The sequence below is a fragment of the Marcopretia estuarina LEGE 06307 genome (assembly GCF_056633115.1).
The window spans coordinates 161424-175789 of record NZ_JBSJOY010000002.1 but is presented as its reverse complement, the minus strand read 5'-3'; the positions used below and the strand labels follow the sequence as shown (position 1 = coordinate 175789).

The 14366-nt window shown below is 58.8% G+C and carries 16 protein-coding genes and 1 pseudogene; 4 read left to right on the top strand and 13 right to left on the bottom strand.

Annotation, left to right across the window (positions count from 1 at the left end):
* Positions 1-134 precede the first annotated feature (134 nt).
* From ACWJI3_RS05150 to ACWJI3_RS05120, 7 genes and pseudogenes are all read right to left on the bottom strand, one after another.
* A complete protein-coding gene (locus ACWJI3_RS05150; protein ID WP_480203084.1) occupies positions 135-878 on the bottom strand; it encodes a hypothetical protein in 744 nt (247 codons plus the stop codon).
* Positions 879-954: 76 nt separating this feature from the next.
* Positions 955-1491, bottom strand: a complete 537-nt coding sequence (locus tag ACWJI3_RS05145) for a CPBP family intramembrane glutamic endopeptidase (protein ID WP_480203083.1) — start codon at positions 1489-1491, stop codon at positions 955-957.
* A 430-nt stretch (positions 1492-1921) separates the two neighbouring features.
* Complete coding sequence (locus ACWJI3_RS05140; protein WP_480203082.1) at positions 1922-2134, bottom strand: hypothetical protein; 213 nt, start codon at positions 2132-2134, stop codon at positions 1922-1924.
* 21 nt (positions 2135-2155) lie between these two features.
* Entirely contained in the window at positions 2156-2665 is a 510-nt protein-coding gene (locus ACWJI3_RS05135; protein WP_480203081.1) for a hypothetical protein, read from the bottom strand.
* 673 nt (positions 2666-3338) lie between these two features.
* Positions 3339-3599, bottom strand: a complete 261-nt coding sequence (locus ACWJI3_RS05130) for a DUF2442 domain-containing protein (RefSeq protein WP_480203080.1) — start codon at positions 3597-3599, stop codon at positions 3339-3341.
* 168 nt (positions 3600-3767) lie between these two features.
* Positions 3768-3992 (bottom strand): annotated as a pseudogene (locus ACWJI3_RS05125) (VOC family protein); the annotation flags it as partial.
* A gap of 277 nt (positions 3993-4269) precedes the next feature.
* Positions 4270-4773 carry an MAPEG family protein gene (locus ACWJI3_RS05120; protein ID WP_480203079.1) on the bottom strand — a complete coding sequence of 168 codons (504 nt, stop codon included), beginning with the start codon at positions 4771-4773 and terminating at the stop codon, positions 4270-4272.
* An 80-nt stretch (positions 4774-4853) separates the two neighbouring features.
* Between ACWJI3_RS05120 and ACWJI3_RS05115 the strand changes: the two genes are divergently transcribed.
* Positions 4854-5543, top strand: coding sequence for a helix-turn-helix domain-containing protein (locus ACWJI3_RS05115; protein WP_480203078.1), 690 nt, complete (start codon positions 4854-4856; stop codon positions 5541-5543).
* Positions 5544-6144: 601 nt separating this feature from the next.
* On the opposite strand, the gene ACWJI3_RS05110 is transcribed toward ACWJI3_RS05115, so the two are convergent.
* Positions 6145-6765, bottom strand: a complete 621-nt coding sequence (locus ACWJI3_RS05110; RefSeq protein WP_480203077.1) for an FMN-dependent NADH-azoreductase — start codon at positions 6763-6765, stop codon at positions 6145-6147.
* A gap of 107 nt (positions 6766-6872) precedes the next feature.
* On the opposite strand from ACWJI3_RS05110, the gene ACWJI3_RS05105 reads away from it, so the two are divergent.
* On the top strand, positions 6873-7193 hold the full coding sequence (locus ACWJI3_RS05105; RefSeq protein WP_480203076.1) for a winged helix-turn-helix transcriptional regulator: 321 nt from the start codon (positions 6873-6875) through the stop codon (positions 7191-7193).
* A gap of 137 nt (positions 7194-7330) precedes the next feature.
* Here the strand turns inward: ACWJI3_RS05105 and ACWJI3_RS05100 are convergent, their stop codons facing one another.
* From ACWJI3_RS05100 to ACWJI3_RS05080, 5 genes are all read right to left on the bottom strand, one after another.
* A complete protein-coding gene (locus ACWJI3_RS05100) occupies positions 7331-7786 on the bottom strand; it encodes a GNAT family N-acetyltransferase (RefSeq protein WP_255141678.1) in 456 nt (151 codons plus the stop codon).
* A gap of 120 nt (positions 7787-7906) precedes the next feature.
* On the bottom strand, positions 7907-8671 hold the full coding sequence (locus tag ACWJI3_RS05095; protein WP_480203075.1) for a hypothetical protein: 765 nt from the start codon (positions 8669-8671) through the stop codon (positions 7907-7909).
* 121 nt (positions 8672-8792) lie between these two features.
* Positions 8793-9005: a type II toxin-antitoxin system HicA family toxin gene (locus ACWJI3_RS05090; RefSeq protein ID WP_480203074.1), complete on the bottom strand. Its 213-nt coding sequence runs from the start codon at positions 9003-9005 to the stop codon at positions 8793-8795.
* Positions 9002-9211, bottom strand: a complete 210-nt coding sequence (locus tag ACWJI3_RS05085; RefSeq protein ID WP_480203073.1) for a type II toxin-antitoxin system HicB family antitoxin — start codon at positions 9209-9211, stop codon at positions 9002-9004. The genes ACWJI3_RS05090 and ACWJI3_RS05085 overlap by 4 nt, the downstream gene beginning before the upstream one ends.
* A 267-nt stretch (positions 9212-9478) precedes the next feature.
* Complete coding sequence (locus tag ACWJI3_RS05080; protein WP_480203072.1) at positions 9479-10183, bottom strand: tyrosine-type recombinase/integrase; 705 nt, start codon at positions 10181-10183, stop codon at positions 9479-9481.
* Positions 10184-10401: 218 nt separating this feature from the next.
* Between ACWJI3_RS05080 and ACWJI3_RS05075 the strand changes: the two genes are divergently transcribed.
* Positions 10402-11961, top strand: a complete 1560-nt coding sequence (locus ACWJI3_RS05075) for a B12-binding domain-containing radical SAM protein (RefSeq protein ID WP_480203363.1) — start codon at positions 10402-10404, stop codon at positions 11959-11961.
* A gap of 141 nt (positions 11962-12102) precedes the next feature.
* Positions 12103-14343 carry a S8 family serine peptidase gene (locus tag ACWJI3_RS05070; RefSeq protein WP_480203071.1) on the top strand — a complete coding sequence of 747 codons (2241 nt, stop codon included), beginning with the start codon at positions 12103-12105 and terminating at the stop codon, positions 14341-14343.
* Positions 14344-14366 lie beyond the last annotated feature (23 nt).

The following is a 14366-nucleotide window of genomic DNA, read 5'->3' as shown; positions in this document are numbered from 1 at the left end:
GTCACGCAGGTACCGGGTTGGAGCAGGCTCTTCAGGGCCACCAAGGCAGCCAGACCAGCTGCCCCCTGATGAAGATGCGGGGAATGGCTCGACCCGTCGCCCCGGTCACCGATGGGATCGAGCCGGCAGAGGGCTCAGCCCCCCACCACCAGGGCATCGACAATCTCATAGCGTTCAAAGTTCTCGCCAAGACTGAGCACCGAGCTATCCCCGCGACGCTGCACCGAGAGCCGCTCAGGTTGATCCGAAGCAACCGCCTTTCCCTTCACGAACAGGAACTGACGCTTCTGCCGCTCGGGGTTCGTCACCACCACCGTGGCACTGTTGTTGGCCCTGCGGATCACGAAGGCCTTACATCTGGTGGCCTTGCCGCTGCTCCCGGACACACAAGGAACCTCCGCCGAAGCGTGATAGGGAGTGCCGGGGATCAGGGCATCGCGGGAAGCGGGCACAGGGGCGAGGGGGGCACCGCCGATCCCCACCTTCAGGCTGTAGGTGCTCGTTTCGTCGCGGCGCGCCGCCGGCCGCATCAGGTACACCCTCACCCTCACGTCGCCATCGCTGGGCAGGAGGCCACGGAAGCGGTTGCCGGAGCTGCTGCCGATAAACAAGGCGGTGTCGGTCCCGGCCGCCATCACGTTGACGTAGTTCTGCGGATTGGACCCCTTGAGCTCCACCGTCAGGGTCTGACCGGCGCCGGCCCGCAGTTTGTAGTCGACGGTCTGGTCGCCCTTGAGCTGGCCCTTGAGCAAGGCGGAATCGGCGCCGGCTCGAAACGTGACCCGTTGACTCTCGATCGCCACCTGGGCCAGGGCGCCCCCATCGGGGAGGCTGATGGCCAGGAGGCCAGCGCCCAGTGAGGCGAGTGGAGAACGCATCGGACGCTTCGGGGGGAGAATTAAATAACCTACTTCGCTTTTACTCCGGAATGTTGCTGATCGCCGATGGCCTGATTTACTGGGCTTGCGCATTCCGCCCCCAACGAAGGACTGCGATGACGCAGATGATCGCGATGGGGTACACGGAGTATTGAATAGAGGAGGGTACTCCGCCGACAGCGACGTTAAGGAACAAGGCACTGTCCCAAAGCCCATGCAGAATCATCGATAGAATCAGAGTGCCGGACATGCGGCGAATGGCGTAGAAGCCACTGCCCATGACGAATGTCAACAGCACTTGCACAGGCATGGCCCATAGCGGAAATCCGAAGAGGACGTTAGGAAGATGAAGTGCGGAAAACAAGAGGGAACTGATCAGCCATACCTTGCCCTCACTAACGCGACTTCGAAGGCCCACGATCAGGCTTCCCCGAGTGATCATTTCCTCGCCGAATCCAACTCCCACGTCTCCGAGTAGTGACCAACCAAGAAGCTCAGAGGTGGGCTGTTTCGGTACCACACCCAGGAAGTTGAGCGCAATGACCCCCGCCATCGCAACAGGAAGGATCCAAACCCACTGAGGGCCGGATTTCGTTTTATCGAACAGAACCATGCGCCACCATCCCAGGGCAGTGATGGCAACCACAAGGAATGCGGATCCGAAAAGAGTTGGAAACGCATACCACAGCTTCGTAGTTAGCGCATTCTCGCCAATCCGATTGTAGTCGACCCCATTGATGATCCATGTGGCAAAGAGGATTGCCAGATAGCCCAGGTATAAGTGGACTCCGATCCATACGGTTGGCTTGCGGCTCGACGTGTCATGCTCAGCAGGCTGAAGACAGCGAATCGGATAAGCGCGCCTAGCACTGCACTGGCAGGGGAATCACCTCGCGGTCGTACTGGCCTTTCCAGAGTCTCCCATTGATTCCGTGGCTGAATTGAAGGCGGTCTATGTCATTCTGGATGTCACAGGTCAAGGCCAAGGCCGCCGTCCGGAGGGCCGGCGGCCAGAGCAATCAATGGCCTGAGCGTTCAGGCGATCACCTGCACTTGCTGGGTTCGGTATAGGTGATCGACTGATACCGTCCGTTGGTGGTACGCACAGCCACGCAGTTGTTGGTGCGGGGCTGCTCCCAGTAGGTGAAGGCACTGTCGCCGATCTGGTCGCCACCGCGGTAGGTGTACCCCTTGCTGGTCATCTCGCTCTCAGCACTGGCGCCCTTCACCCCCACCAGCGGCTGCAGTGCGCTCACCGGGGCTCCCACGCGGGCGGGTTAGCTGCTGCCGCCCTTGTTCGATCCGGCAATCAGAGCGCCGATCAGCCCTCCCAGCGCGACACCGACCAGAGTTGCGCTGGTGGCCTTCTGGGGCCTGTCCTCGAAATCCACGTCAGGGTTCTGCACGTTGTCGAGCTTCACCGAGAGGCGATGATCTCCCCCGTCTGCGTTCCACAGGAACACATCGTGGTCGGGCTTGGCGTTGTGGCGCACGTTCACGATCCCGGCGTAGGTCTGCAGTTGCAGAGCCTCAGGGTTGGGGCCAGAGAAGTTGAAGTCGGTGCCGTCATCGAGCTTCACCACAAAGGCATCGGTGCCGCCGGCCGCCTTGTGCTTGAAGCTGCAGTGACCGTTGAAGAGCTCATTGCCCGCTCTCTCCAGCTTGCAGCGACCCGCGGCTCGCACCAGCGTCTCGGCGGACGCGAGCTGATGGAACGGAGCGGACGCCGTGAGCAGCAGGAGGCCAGGACCCAGCAGGGCACCGGCGCGTTGGAGGCGAGTCTTCATCGAGCTGGTAGATGTAGGGATGTCCCAGTGCGGTTCCACTGGAACCTCCTGAGCGTATGGGCTGTCTGCCGCCTCGATTGAGCCTTGTGACTGAACGCTGAGATCCGCCGGACAGCATCCGCAGCAGGCATCCAGGCCATCACCGTCGCGGATCCAGTGGGGCCCCATCCCGCAGCGTCGGTTCCCTGCTCCAGGTAGCGACGCCCGTCGAACACCTGGCCGCACGTAGGTGGCTGGCGCACGGACCCTGCAGGCAGGCGCAGCGGTCGGCGGAGACCAAGGTGCGGCAGGAATGGGACCACCTGCGCGCTGGAACGGGCCATTTGGTCAACGCCAACGGGCTACCACCATCCGCCTGATCCAGTCTTGTCTGATGGAGCAGCAGACCGGCACCGATCGCATCCTCGACCTGGCCCACATAGAGATCGCAGCTGAGGCACGAGCGGTCTATCAGCCCCAGGATGCAGCTCTTGCTCCTTGCCTCCCCTCTGCCGCTCAGTGCTTGGCTTTCGGTTCGACTCTTGGGTCTGTGGATAAAGACAACTGTGGATTACCTCATCACTTCCGTTGAGCTGATCTGATTGGCTTGCCTAACGCCGCCCCTGAGTGGCAGGCAAGGAGTTTGCGGTGGCAACGCTAAAGCCTGTGGTGGCCTGTCCACTCCAGGGGCTTGTTAGCTGCTCACCACTCTCACGCGAGGCGCTGGTGCTCCACGAAGAAGTCCTTCCACACTTAAATCCTCATCGATTGCTGGCCAGTGAATCCCAAAACCAGCTCCAGCCACTTCCCAATGATCTCGATCATCTTGTGATGCATGGAGAAGACGGGGATACCAAGCCAGAGGCACCGAGATTGATCTTCCGTCTGCGAGGTCGACGATCAGATTGTCTTCCGTTGAGGTTACGTTCGTGACGCGCTCACCCGGATTCGCCATGAAAGTCGTCCCATGCTTTCAACAGGATAGCTCTGTTCGAGCTGACAAGCCCCGCTCACCCTCACGCAACTCGCTCGCCATGAACCCCAGACTGAATGCCATAGCTTAGCCAAGACGGGCATTCTGAACAGCTAAAGCCTGAGCGAACAGATAGGTTGCATTCGTAGATCACGGCTCCAAGTCCTGCCCGAGAAGGATCTTGTGGCCGTCTGGAGTAGAAATCCCGAACTCCCGAAGGCCCCAAGGTTTGTCCTCAAGCTCGTGCCAAATAGGTACGCCTGCCGAGGCGTACTCGGCATACAGCGCCTCCGCATCCAAGACATGGAGATATGCGAACGATGAATGTTCTCCGCACGCCGCAATCGGAACAACATCTGGGCAATGACCGAGACGAACCTCATAAGCCCCGCGCCTGAGGTATTACCAGCCATCCACAGCCATATCCTCGACGAATCCGAGCTTTTCAATATAGAACTCACGTGCAACATCAAAGTCACGAACTGTAAGGATGAATGTGGTAGAAGTGATGGTTGTCATCGTGGTTCAGCCATCGGCTCGCGAAGTGGCATCAATGCGACAGAACGGCAGAATGCAGCAGCAGCAAACAGACTTGGCAACCCTACAAGCGGCTTTCGTCCGTCCGCTGCCATGACGTTTTGGGGGCTGGCAATCACGAGAGAACTCCAACGACACCGTAGTAAATGCAGGTAATCGCGCCAACAATGTAAACCAGCCAAGTCAGGAAGAATCCAACTGCACGACCTGGTGAGGGACCATAAGTGGTGATCAAGCCCCATGCGTGAGCGACCCGTCCTATCGTTAGCGCACTTCCAAGCAACCAGAGCATCCAAGCCGGTGAGTGCATCAGTTCCAACATGGCGATCAACAATATTCCCAAGGGTACATATTCCGTAAAATTGCCATGGGCACGCACTTTGCGCTGCAGAATACCATCTTCAGATATTTTTGTGATCAAAGATTTCTGAGTGTAGCTTTCAACAAAAGCTGCCCATGCATTGGGATGGTCAAGATAGCTGGGCTGGCAGCGCACCTCCGACTTAGCTTCTCCATGCCAAATCCGAGTTTTGGCGCGCTCCATCACAACAATGCAAGACAAAGCAAACGCAGTCAATCCATTGAGTCCAACAAACAAGGATGAAACGGGGATAGACATAAGAAATCTGGATTGCGGATCACTTCTGTAAAATAGAATTGCATCACGATCTCGCCAAGTCCCCAACTGGGTACAAGTTTATGCGATTTGATCCTCTGATAAAAAAGCTGACTAGCGTTTCAAATGAAGCGCAGTTGCGTGCTTGCTTCATCGATAAAGCAGGTGAACTGGTCGGAGCGACTGCCTGGGGGCTAGATTTGCTAGATAGCCGTTTTCGAGTGGTTGAGTCAGACCTTTGGGGCTTGCCAGATTCGTTTCGCGATCGCTATCGAGAAGTTGGGCAAAGTGCAGATCCGATCAGCCAACGCATGGTACGGGAACAAACTCCGGTTCATCACCTATCAGTTCAGTCGCTAAAGGATTGGCACCAGAGCAAGCTTTACCAATACGTGTTTTGCGTTTATGGCCTTGAACATGCAATGGTTGCACCCTTAATAGGTTCTGGTCGGATAATCGGCGGAATCTATTTTCTGCGTGGAAAAGAGCTTCCTAGCTTTAACGATACTGACCTGATTCAGCTGAGTTCTCTATGTCAACACTTATCCGTTCGTATGGCAACTCTGCGCTTTGCGATCACACCATCTTTCAATGGTTGTCTAACTCCACGAGAAATTGACAATGCGGAATTAGTTGCTCAAGGCTTCGGCAATCGAGAAATTGGCTTGAAGCTGATTATCAGCCAAGACGCAGTGAAGCAAGCACTCAAGCGGATGTTTCAGAAGCTAGACGTTTCTGCTCGTGCTGAAATGATCGCAAAGTTAAAAGGTTGAGTGCACCTACTTGACTTTGAGCGCTGACCAGTAATCTTTTGGCAGCAGCCCTCACTGACAACCTAAGCCGTCCAACGGCTTCGCTTAGCGCCGCGCACATAGGCGTTCAAAGTTGGCACGTTATGCATCACGCGAGCGCTCCAGCGAGTTGTTAGGTAACCAAGCCGCGTTAGCTTTCCATTGAGATGCTGTCAATTGTCCCAGTGTCATCAAAGTGAACGCTGATCTGATAGTCCGTTACGTCACCCGGAAGGGTGAAGTCAAAGTACTCGACTTCACCTTCACCCCATGAGTCGTGAAGTTCAAGCAGACCTAGAACAACCTCTGGCTCGGGAGAGCCTGAGCCACAACGTTCCGACCAGTAGCTCGCAGGGAGTTCCGTTAGATGATGGGAGACGAATAGGTCAACACTGTCCTCACCCGCTTCCGTGCCAAAGGCCGCCTTGATCGCTGCTGAAGCCTGGCGCTTTCTGCCTTCTACGACGTCCACGAGAATCTCCCAGGTTGGCTAACGCTCAAGATCAGCGGCGAGCACGAGATGGACGACTTGGACACTCTACTGATCTCGTCCGCTGGATCTTGATGTTGGGCTGCTCGTCAACTACCAGGATGATATAAAGCTCAAAACTTCGCCTTTGGCCTTCTCAATACTGCTGCGCCGAGACTCCTCTCCCAAGTCAAGGCCACATGCATGAATAAAGCTGATGTCAGAAACTCCCATGAACTGGAATGCATACCTTAGCCCAGGCTCTTGTGTATCCCATCCGTGATAGGGCGAGCTTGAGTCATACTCAACGCCGCGAGCAGTGATAAATAAAACCTTTTTCTCTTTTGCAAGCCCTTGGTAGCATCCGTGATCAGACGCAAATGTTCGGCCAAAGCGAACAAGATTGTCGATGTAGGCTTTAAAGCTGGATGAGATTCCGAAATTATACATCGGAACGCTGTATAAACATCTGTCTGCAGCAAGGAACTCGTCTACCAATATGTCGGACAGGGCGAGCACTTGACGCGCCTCCGCTGTCAATGCATCCCTTGGAGCAAAGTCTGCGGCAATCCATTCTTCTGTGATATGAGGTATACACGTATTCCTCAGGTCGCGATAGATAACACTTTCGCCTGGATGGCTCTCCTTCCATGCTGTCATGAAAGTGCTGGCAAGTAGTCGCGAGCTGGAATATTCGCCGCGAGGACTTGAGTCAATGTGCAGTAGCGTTCCCATGGACTAGCGTTGGACCTGCTCAGGACAGCGCAAACCTCGCGCTATCCGACGCAAAAGTCAATCGGTTTCCACTTGGTAACTACCTCCTCCGTCCAATGGTCAAACAGATGAGCTGCCCGCTTGAATTATTAATTGGCCATATTTCGGCACAGTGGTCAATCTACATCTTGTGGATCCTAAGCTCCCATGGCGAATTGCACTTTGGTGAACTGAAGCGGAAGGTTGATGGAATATCTACAAAGGTCCTTGCAGATAGATTACGCTTGCTGGAATCCATTCAGCTTATCGACCGTCAAGTTGAGCAAAGCACGGTTCCTAGAGTCGCATATAGATTGACTGAGCGCGGGAAACAACTTTCTGAGGTTCTTGACAGCCTTTATGATTATGCGCTGGAATGGTATGGAAATGAGAATACTTCTTCCCTGTAGATTTTAATAGAACGACTGTGTATCAGCTCTGACTCTGTGGTTTGCCGGTGTTAGTCAGCCCAACGCCCTGCTCACCTGCCGCAGAGAGCTCCAAGTTTGAGAGAGCCTCTGTAAAGGCGGTCAGGTGCAGCAGGATGTTATGCGGATAACTTGAGGCTGTAAACATAGAAGTCCTGATCGCGAATCCAACCAGCGTGCTCATAGAGACTTTGAGCCGTGCGATTGGTGATTGCAGTTGAAAGGGTCAGCCTTAAGGCTCCGTGATCCTTGGCAAACTCAACAGCTGCCTTAAGAAGCATGGTCGCAATGCCTTGCTTTCGATAACTCTCCATCACATACAGATCATTGAGAATAAATGTCCTTGCCAGTGAAACAGAGGAAAAGGATGGATAGAGCTGGCAAAAGCCAACAGCAGTGTCCGCGGCAATCGCAATGAAGAGCACTGATTCTCCCTTGTTGAAACGCTCTAACAGGAATTGGCTCGCTGCCTCAACATCGCTGTCGCTTCCGTAGAAGACACGATAGGCATCTAGCAGCGGTGCGAGAACCTGCAGATCGGCAAGAACGGCTTGCCTAGCTTGAACTTGATTCATGGCATCAGTATGCCGCATAACGTTTGAGCTAACCGGACCGTTGCGGCGTGTGGCTAAAGGCCCAGAATGAAATGGCGGGCCTTTAGCCGCATGCCGCAATGGGTCCGGTTGAGCGAATGGTTAGGCCTCGCCGTTTGACGCGTCTGCATCGCGTGCAATCGCGGAGCCAAAGTAGATTAGGGACAGTAAGAAGCTAACCAAAAGAGCCTCCCAACCCTGGAAACGTCGGCCATGGAGCCAGTGATCGCGAAAGAATTGCAGTCTTTCGTACAGCGGACTCATGGGTTGGTCTAGTCCTTGAATCATTGGCCGCCGAAAGGCTTGATCCAAGGTATCAAGGAGACTTGCCAGGCGCGGGTCCAGAGCTTTGTGCATGAGTTGAAGCTTGTGGGAAAGGACAACTATCCGATGTCCCACCTTGTATGTCTTTGGCTCGAATGTTCCATCTGGCTTCCATGTTGAAAGGTTGTCGCTGCTTACGACTGCTTGCTGGAGCACGCCATCCTCATCCCACCGCATTGAGATCTTTCTGGCCACTTCTTCCAGTGTGGGGAACGCTGCTAGACAGCCGAGCATTGATGCGCCGCTTGAGATGCGCGATCTACCTGCCCTGGTTGGAGGAAGTCCCTCTACCAGCAGTTCGTTGACTAGTTGCCAGCGCTCTATTGTTTCCTCGTCAAACACGGGTAGATCCGGAACTAGAAATTCATTCAGGTCCTTGAGGTATTGGAGGTGTGATTGGTGAACACTGATCCCGTACCCGTGGTAGCCGAGTTGGGTGTACCAGAGGAACGGCTTGTCCGGTGATTCAAGCTGACCAAGCAGCAGTTTCAGTTCGCGGACGGTCCGCGAAAATCCGTCACCTTGGTCATTGATTGCTGGCATAGGTGGCGATTGCGTGGCCTAACGTTTGCCATCACCTGACCGCCGAGAAACAGGAAGTTGAACAGAGATCATCCGGGGGCGGCTCAGGTGTATGGCATTGTTAGCCGATTTCCAGCCTTCATCACAGATCCACAGGTTCGAGACCAGTGTGCTTGGCGATTCGAGACAACATCTTTGGGCCAATCTCCTCGCCATCATGGAATGCAAAGACATAGTCCGGATAGACTGCATGTTCAAGCGTCTTGTGCGATCCTGACTGACGCTTAACTCTCCATCCAATAGCCTGCAAGGCTGCCAATACTCTCTTGGCTTTGGCTGACGGCCAATTACTCATGCAGAGAGTGGAACTGAAAACTGGATGCTGACTGGCTCTGCTTCACCATTCTCAAGCTGATCAGCGATAACACGAAGGGCTAGGACTTCAGCTTTTGCCATTGCATCAGCAGAGGAAGTTCCGTATGCAAGGACTCCGGATAGCTCCGGTACCTCGGCGATCCAACGACCGTCTACTTCTTGTTCGCACTCCAAAGTGAAATTCATGTTGAGCCCCCTATTGACGCCACTGTAGCAACATTCCATGCTAGGGCGTATCCTGATCCTCTCCTCAGCCCGGCGCCGCTCCCAGGGATTCGGCTAACGCTGATTGGGCGGACCCAGTGAAAGCCTCGCTGTGCTTACCCAGTGAAGCCTAAGAGAGGTAAGGACTGAGGGCAAAGAGACACAAACCCAGGCCAGACCAATGATCCCAGGCTTTCCCAGCCAAGGGACCCAGGTTCTCGGCGGACCCGCATAAAACAGTTCACTTTGTTACAGAAGGTCGGCCGGACTGCTGACTCCCAAGGGCCCGCGGTTCAGCACATGCGTATAGATCATGGTTGTCTGCACATCCTTATGCCCCAGCAATTCCTGGATCGTGCGGATGTCCTGGCCCCGCTCCAGGAGATGGGTGGCAAACGAATGGCGGAAGGTGTGGGGTGACGCCGGCTTGTGGATCCCTGCAGCAAGCACCGCTCGCCGCACGGCCTTCTGAATCATGCTGGGATCGAGATGGTGCCGGCCCTGCTCACCCGTGGCCGGATCGCACCATCGGTGGTGTTGTGGAAACACCCACTGCCAGCCCCACTCCACCGGAGCGTTGGGATACTTCCTCCCCAGAGCATGGGGTAGTGGCACCCGGCCATAGCCCTCGGCGAGATCCTGGCGATGCACCCGCCGCACGGCCACCAGGTGGTCTTGCAGCTGCTGGCCCACACGGTTGGGCAGCAGGCTGCGGCGATCCTTGCCGTTGCGAACCGTGAGTTCGCGACGCTGGAAATCCAGATCCTGCTTCAGCAGCTCCCGGTAGAGAAACAACAGTGCCGCCAGCGCCTGGTTCTGGGTGGAGGCACTCACTTTCCGTTCCACCGCCAGATGGGCGAGGAAGGCATTCACCTCAGAGCTGCCCATTTCCCGTGGGTGTCGCAGGCCGTGGAAGCGCAGGAAGCGCCGCAGCCACTGCTCATAGGTGTTCACCGGGCGGCTGGATCAAGCCTGCATGGCGAGGGGCGGTCATTCGCTGGCCAGAGGAGCACAACCCAAGGATTCCCGCAACCGTCCATTCCCTCCCCCGTGGGCCACGGCAGCCCTGCCGGTCGCGCCTGCAAGATGAAGGCCAACGCCTCCCTCCACCCCTGAATCAGGAAACCCTGCTGTTTGAGCCCGCCGTGCCGGAGCTGGGGGCGCTGAAGGCGGTGCTGGCCTTTCCGAGCACCTATTCAGTGGGGATCACCAGCCTGGGCTACCAGGTGGTGTGGGCCAGCCTGGCCAGCCGCAGCGATGTGGATGTGCGGCGCCTGTTCACCGACCAGGGCGATCCGCCTCACCGCCAGCTCGATCTGTTCGGCCTGTCGCTCAGCTGGGAGCTCGATGGCCCCGTGCTGCTCGATCTGCTGGAGCAGCTGGGCATTCCGCTCTGGAGCCAGGAGCGGGGCGAGCGCGATCCGATCGTGTTCGGCGGCGGTCCGGTGCTCACCGCCAACCCCGAACCGCTGGCGCCCTTCTTCGATGCAGTGCTGCTGGGCGATGGCGAGCTGCTGCTGCCCGCCTTCATCGATGCCGTCCAGGCCCGGCGCCAGGCGCCACGGGCCGAGCGACTGCGGACACTCGCCCAGATTCCCGGCATCTACGTGCCATCGCTGTACGCCCCTCGCTACGGCACAGCAGGAGAGCTGCTGGCGGTGGAGCCGACCGAGCCGGGCCTGCCGGCCACCATCGCCAAGCAGACCTGGCGCGGCAACACCCTCAGCCACTCCACCGTGATCACCCCGGAGGCGGCCTGGCCCTCCATCCACATGGTGGAAGTGGTGCGCAGCTGCCCGGAGCTGTGCCGCTTCTGCCTGGCCAGCTACCTCACCCTGCCCTTCCGCACCCCCTCCCTCGACGACGGCCTCATCCCCGCCGTGGAGAAGGGTCTGGCCGCCACCCAGCGGCTGGGCCTGCTGGGGGCCTCCGTCACCCAGCACCCGCAGTTCGCCGATCTGCTCACCTGGCTGGATGGCGATCGCTTCGAGGGCACGCGCGTGAGCGTCAGCTCGGTGCGGGCCGCCACCGTGACCCCCCAGCTGGGGCGGATCCTGGCCAAGCGGGGCAGCAAGTCGCTCACGATCGCGATTGAAAGCGGCAGCGAACGCATGCGCCTGGTGGTGAACAAGAAGCTCGCCACCGAGGAGATCTTCGCCGCCGCCCGCTACGCCAAGGAAGGCGGGCTCACTGGCCTGAAGCTCTACGGCATGGCCGGCCTGCCCACGGAAGACGACGCCGACATCGAAGCCACCGCCGATCTGCTGCTCGCCATCAAGGCGGCCACACCAGGGCTGCGCCTCAGCCTCGGGGTCAGCACCTTTGTGCCCAAGGCCCACACCCCCTTCCAGTGGGAAGGGGTGCGGCCGGAAGCGGAGAAGCGGCTCAAGCGGCTGGCCCGCCGCCTTCAACCCAAGGGCATCGAGCTGCGGCCCGAGAGCTACGGCTGGAGCGTGATCCAGGCGTTGCTCTCCCGCAGCGATCGGCGCCTAGCGCCAGTGATCGCCGCCGTGCGTGGCCGTCACGGGCAGCTGGGCGGCTGGAAGGCCGCCTATCGCGACGCCCTGGCCGCCGCACCCGCTGCGCTGCCGTCACCGCCGCCCTGGCAGGAGGTGATCCACCAGCGCTGGCCCCATGAAAAGTTGTTGCCTTGGGAACATTTGGAGGGACCGCTCCCAAAGAGCCTCCTGCAGCGGCACCATGATGAAGCTCTTGAACCAGCCAAGGGCTGATCCCCCGGATTTCGAGCGATGGGCCACTCTCAAACGCCCTCTGGCCAAAGCAATCTGAGCCCATCCATCCCACGGCCGGCCTGGGATCTTGAGGCAGACACGACGACCCCGAGCGGACAGGCCGAAGGTCCCGACGGCCCTGTGCAACAGCTGCTCGTCCAGTGGCGCCTCAACATCGACGCCACCCGGCGCACGTCCATCCACCGGGAGCTGGGGGGAACAGTCCTGCGCTCCATCCATACCCTGCCCATGCAACAGGCCGGGGAGGGGGTGCTGGATGTGGTGCGGGCACCCGCGGATGCCCAGGCCAGGGAGCGACTGCTGCGGAGCTACGGCCAGCGATACGAAGTCATGTTCGCTGAACAGGATGGGCGCGTTGGCATCCAGCAGGTCAGCAACGATCCCTCCCTCAGCACGCTCTGGGGCATGCAGAGCACTGGCTTCGGCTCTGGCGCAGTCGGTGCCTGGGGGCGGGACATCACCGGGACCACCACCACGGTTGTGGGAATCGTCGACTCCGGCATCGATTACACCCACCCCGACCTCTACCTCAACATCTGGCTGAACCAGGGCGAGCTCCAGGGTCTGAGCTTTTTCAGCTCACTGGTCGACACCGATGGCGACCAACTGATCAGTTTCCGCGACCTCAACAACGCCACCAACCGTTCCAATCCCGCCGCCGGGCTCACCGACTGGAACGGCAACGGCTACATCGATGCCGGGGACATGCTTGACAGCCGCTCAGGCTGGGAAAACGGGGTCGACAACGACAGCAATGGCTACAGGGATGACCTGATCGGTTGGGACTTCGCCAACAACGACAACGACCCCTACGACGACAACAGCCACGGCACCCATGTGGCTGGAACCGTCGGGGCCATGGGCGGCAACGCTCTTGGCGTGGCAGGCGTGAACTGGCAGGTGCAGATGGTGCCCCTGAAGTTCCTCGCCCGCTCAGGCAGCGGCAGCCTCAGCGATGCCGTGTTGGCGCTCGACTATTTCACCACCGCCAAGATCCAAGCGGGGCAACGGGGGGAAACAGGCCAGTTTGTGGGCACCAATAACTCATGGGGCGGTGGTGGCTATTCCCGGGCCCTCGAAAACGCGATCGATCGGGCCACCCAACAGGATCTGCTGTTCATCGCGGCAGCCGGTAACGGCGGCCTCGACGGCATCGGCGACGACAACGACCTGAATCCCAGCTACCCCTCCAATTACTCCAGCAGCAACGTGATCGCCGTGGCTGCCATCACCAGCACAGGCGCCCTGGCGAGATACTCGAACTTCGGATCGGTGTCGGTGGATCTCGGGGCGGCTGGTTCCTCCGTCTTCTCCACCGTGCCCGGGGGGGGCTACGGCAACAAGAGCGGCACCTCGATGGCCTCGCCCCACGTCGCAGGAGCGGCGGCGCTGCTCAAGTCGGCGTTTCCCAGCGCCACCGCCGCCCAGATCAAGCGGGCCTTGCTCGAATCCGCGACCCCCACAGCCTCTCTGGCCAACAAGACCGTGACCGGCGGCCGGCTCAACATCCCCGCCGCCCTCGACCGGCTGGGCGCGCTGGTGGTGGACCCAACCCTGCCGATGGTGTCGGTGGCAGCCAGCGGTGCTGCAGCGGCGGAAGCAGGCCAAGCGCCCGGCTCTTTCACCCTCACCCGCAGTGGCGGGACCCTCGGCCAGTCCCTGACGGTGAACTTCAGCCTTGGCGGCACGGCCACCGCGGCCGACTACGCGCCCAGCCTGGGCAGCACCATCACCTTTGCCAGCAACCAGACGTCCGTCGTCCTCACCATCACGCCAGTGGACGACACGCTGGTGGAGGGGCCTGAAACCCTGGTCCTCAATCTTGCGCCCGGCTCCGCCTACGCGATCGGCACGGGCTCGGCCACTGTCACCATTGCCGACAACGACGCTGCGCCACCGCCCCCAACCAACCAGATCCTCTGGGGCACCACTGGCAACAACACCGTCACCGGCGGCAATGGCGACGATCGGATCGCCGGAGTTCCCTCCAGCGGCACCTCGGCCGCAGCCTTGGGCCGCAACCAGATTGACAGCCTCACCGGCGGCGGCGGCCGGGACACCTTTCTCCTGGCCGACAGCCGCGGCACCTTCTACAACGATGGCTCCCGCCTCTCCCAAGGCACTGAGGACTATGCCCTGATCAAAGACTTCAATGCCGCCGACGACAAGCTGCAGCTGCGCAGCGATTCCCAGTACCTCTATCGCTTCTCGGGAGGATCCACCGAGATCTTTCTGGGCAACGGCGATAACCGCTTCAGCAATGCCGATGAACTGATCGGGAAACTGGAAGGAGTCAATCTCGTACCAGGGACGGGCGCCTACATCCTTGGAACCGGCAACAGCTGGACGACCTTCATCTGACCAGACCTTCATCTGACGATCGG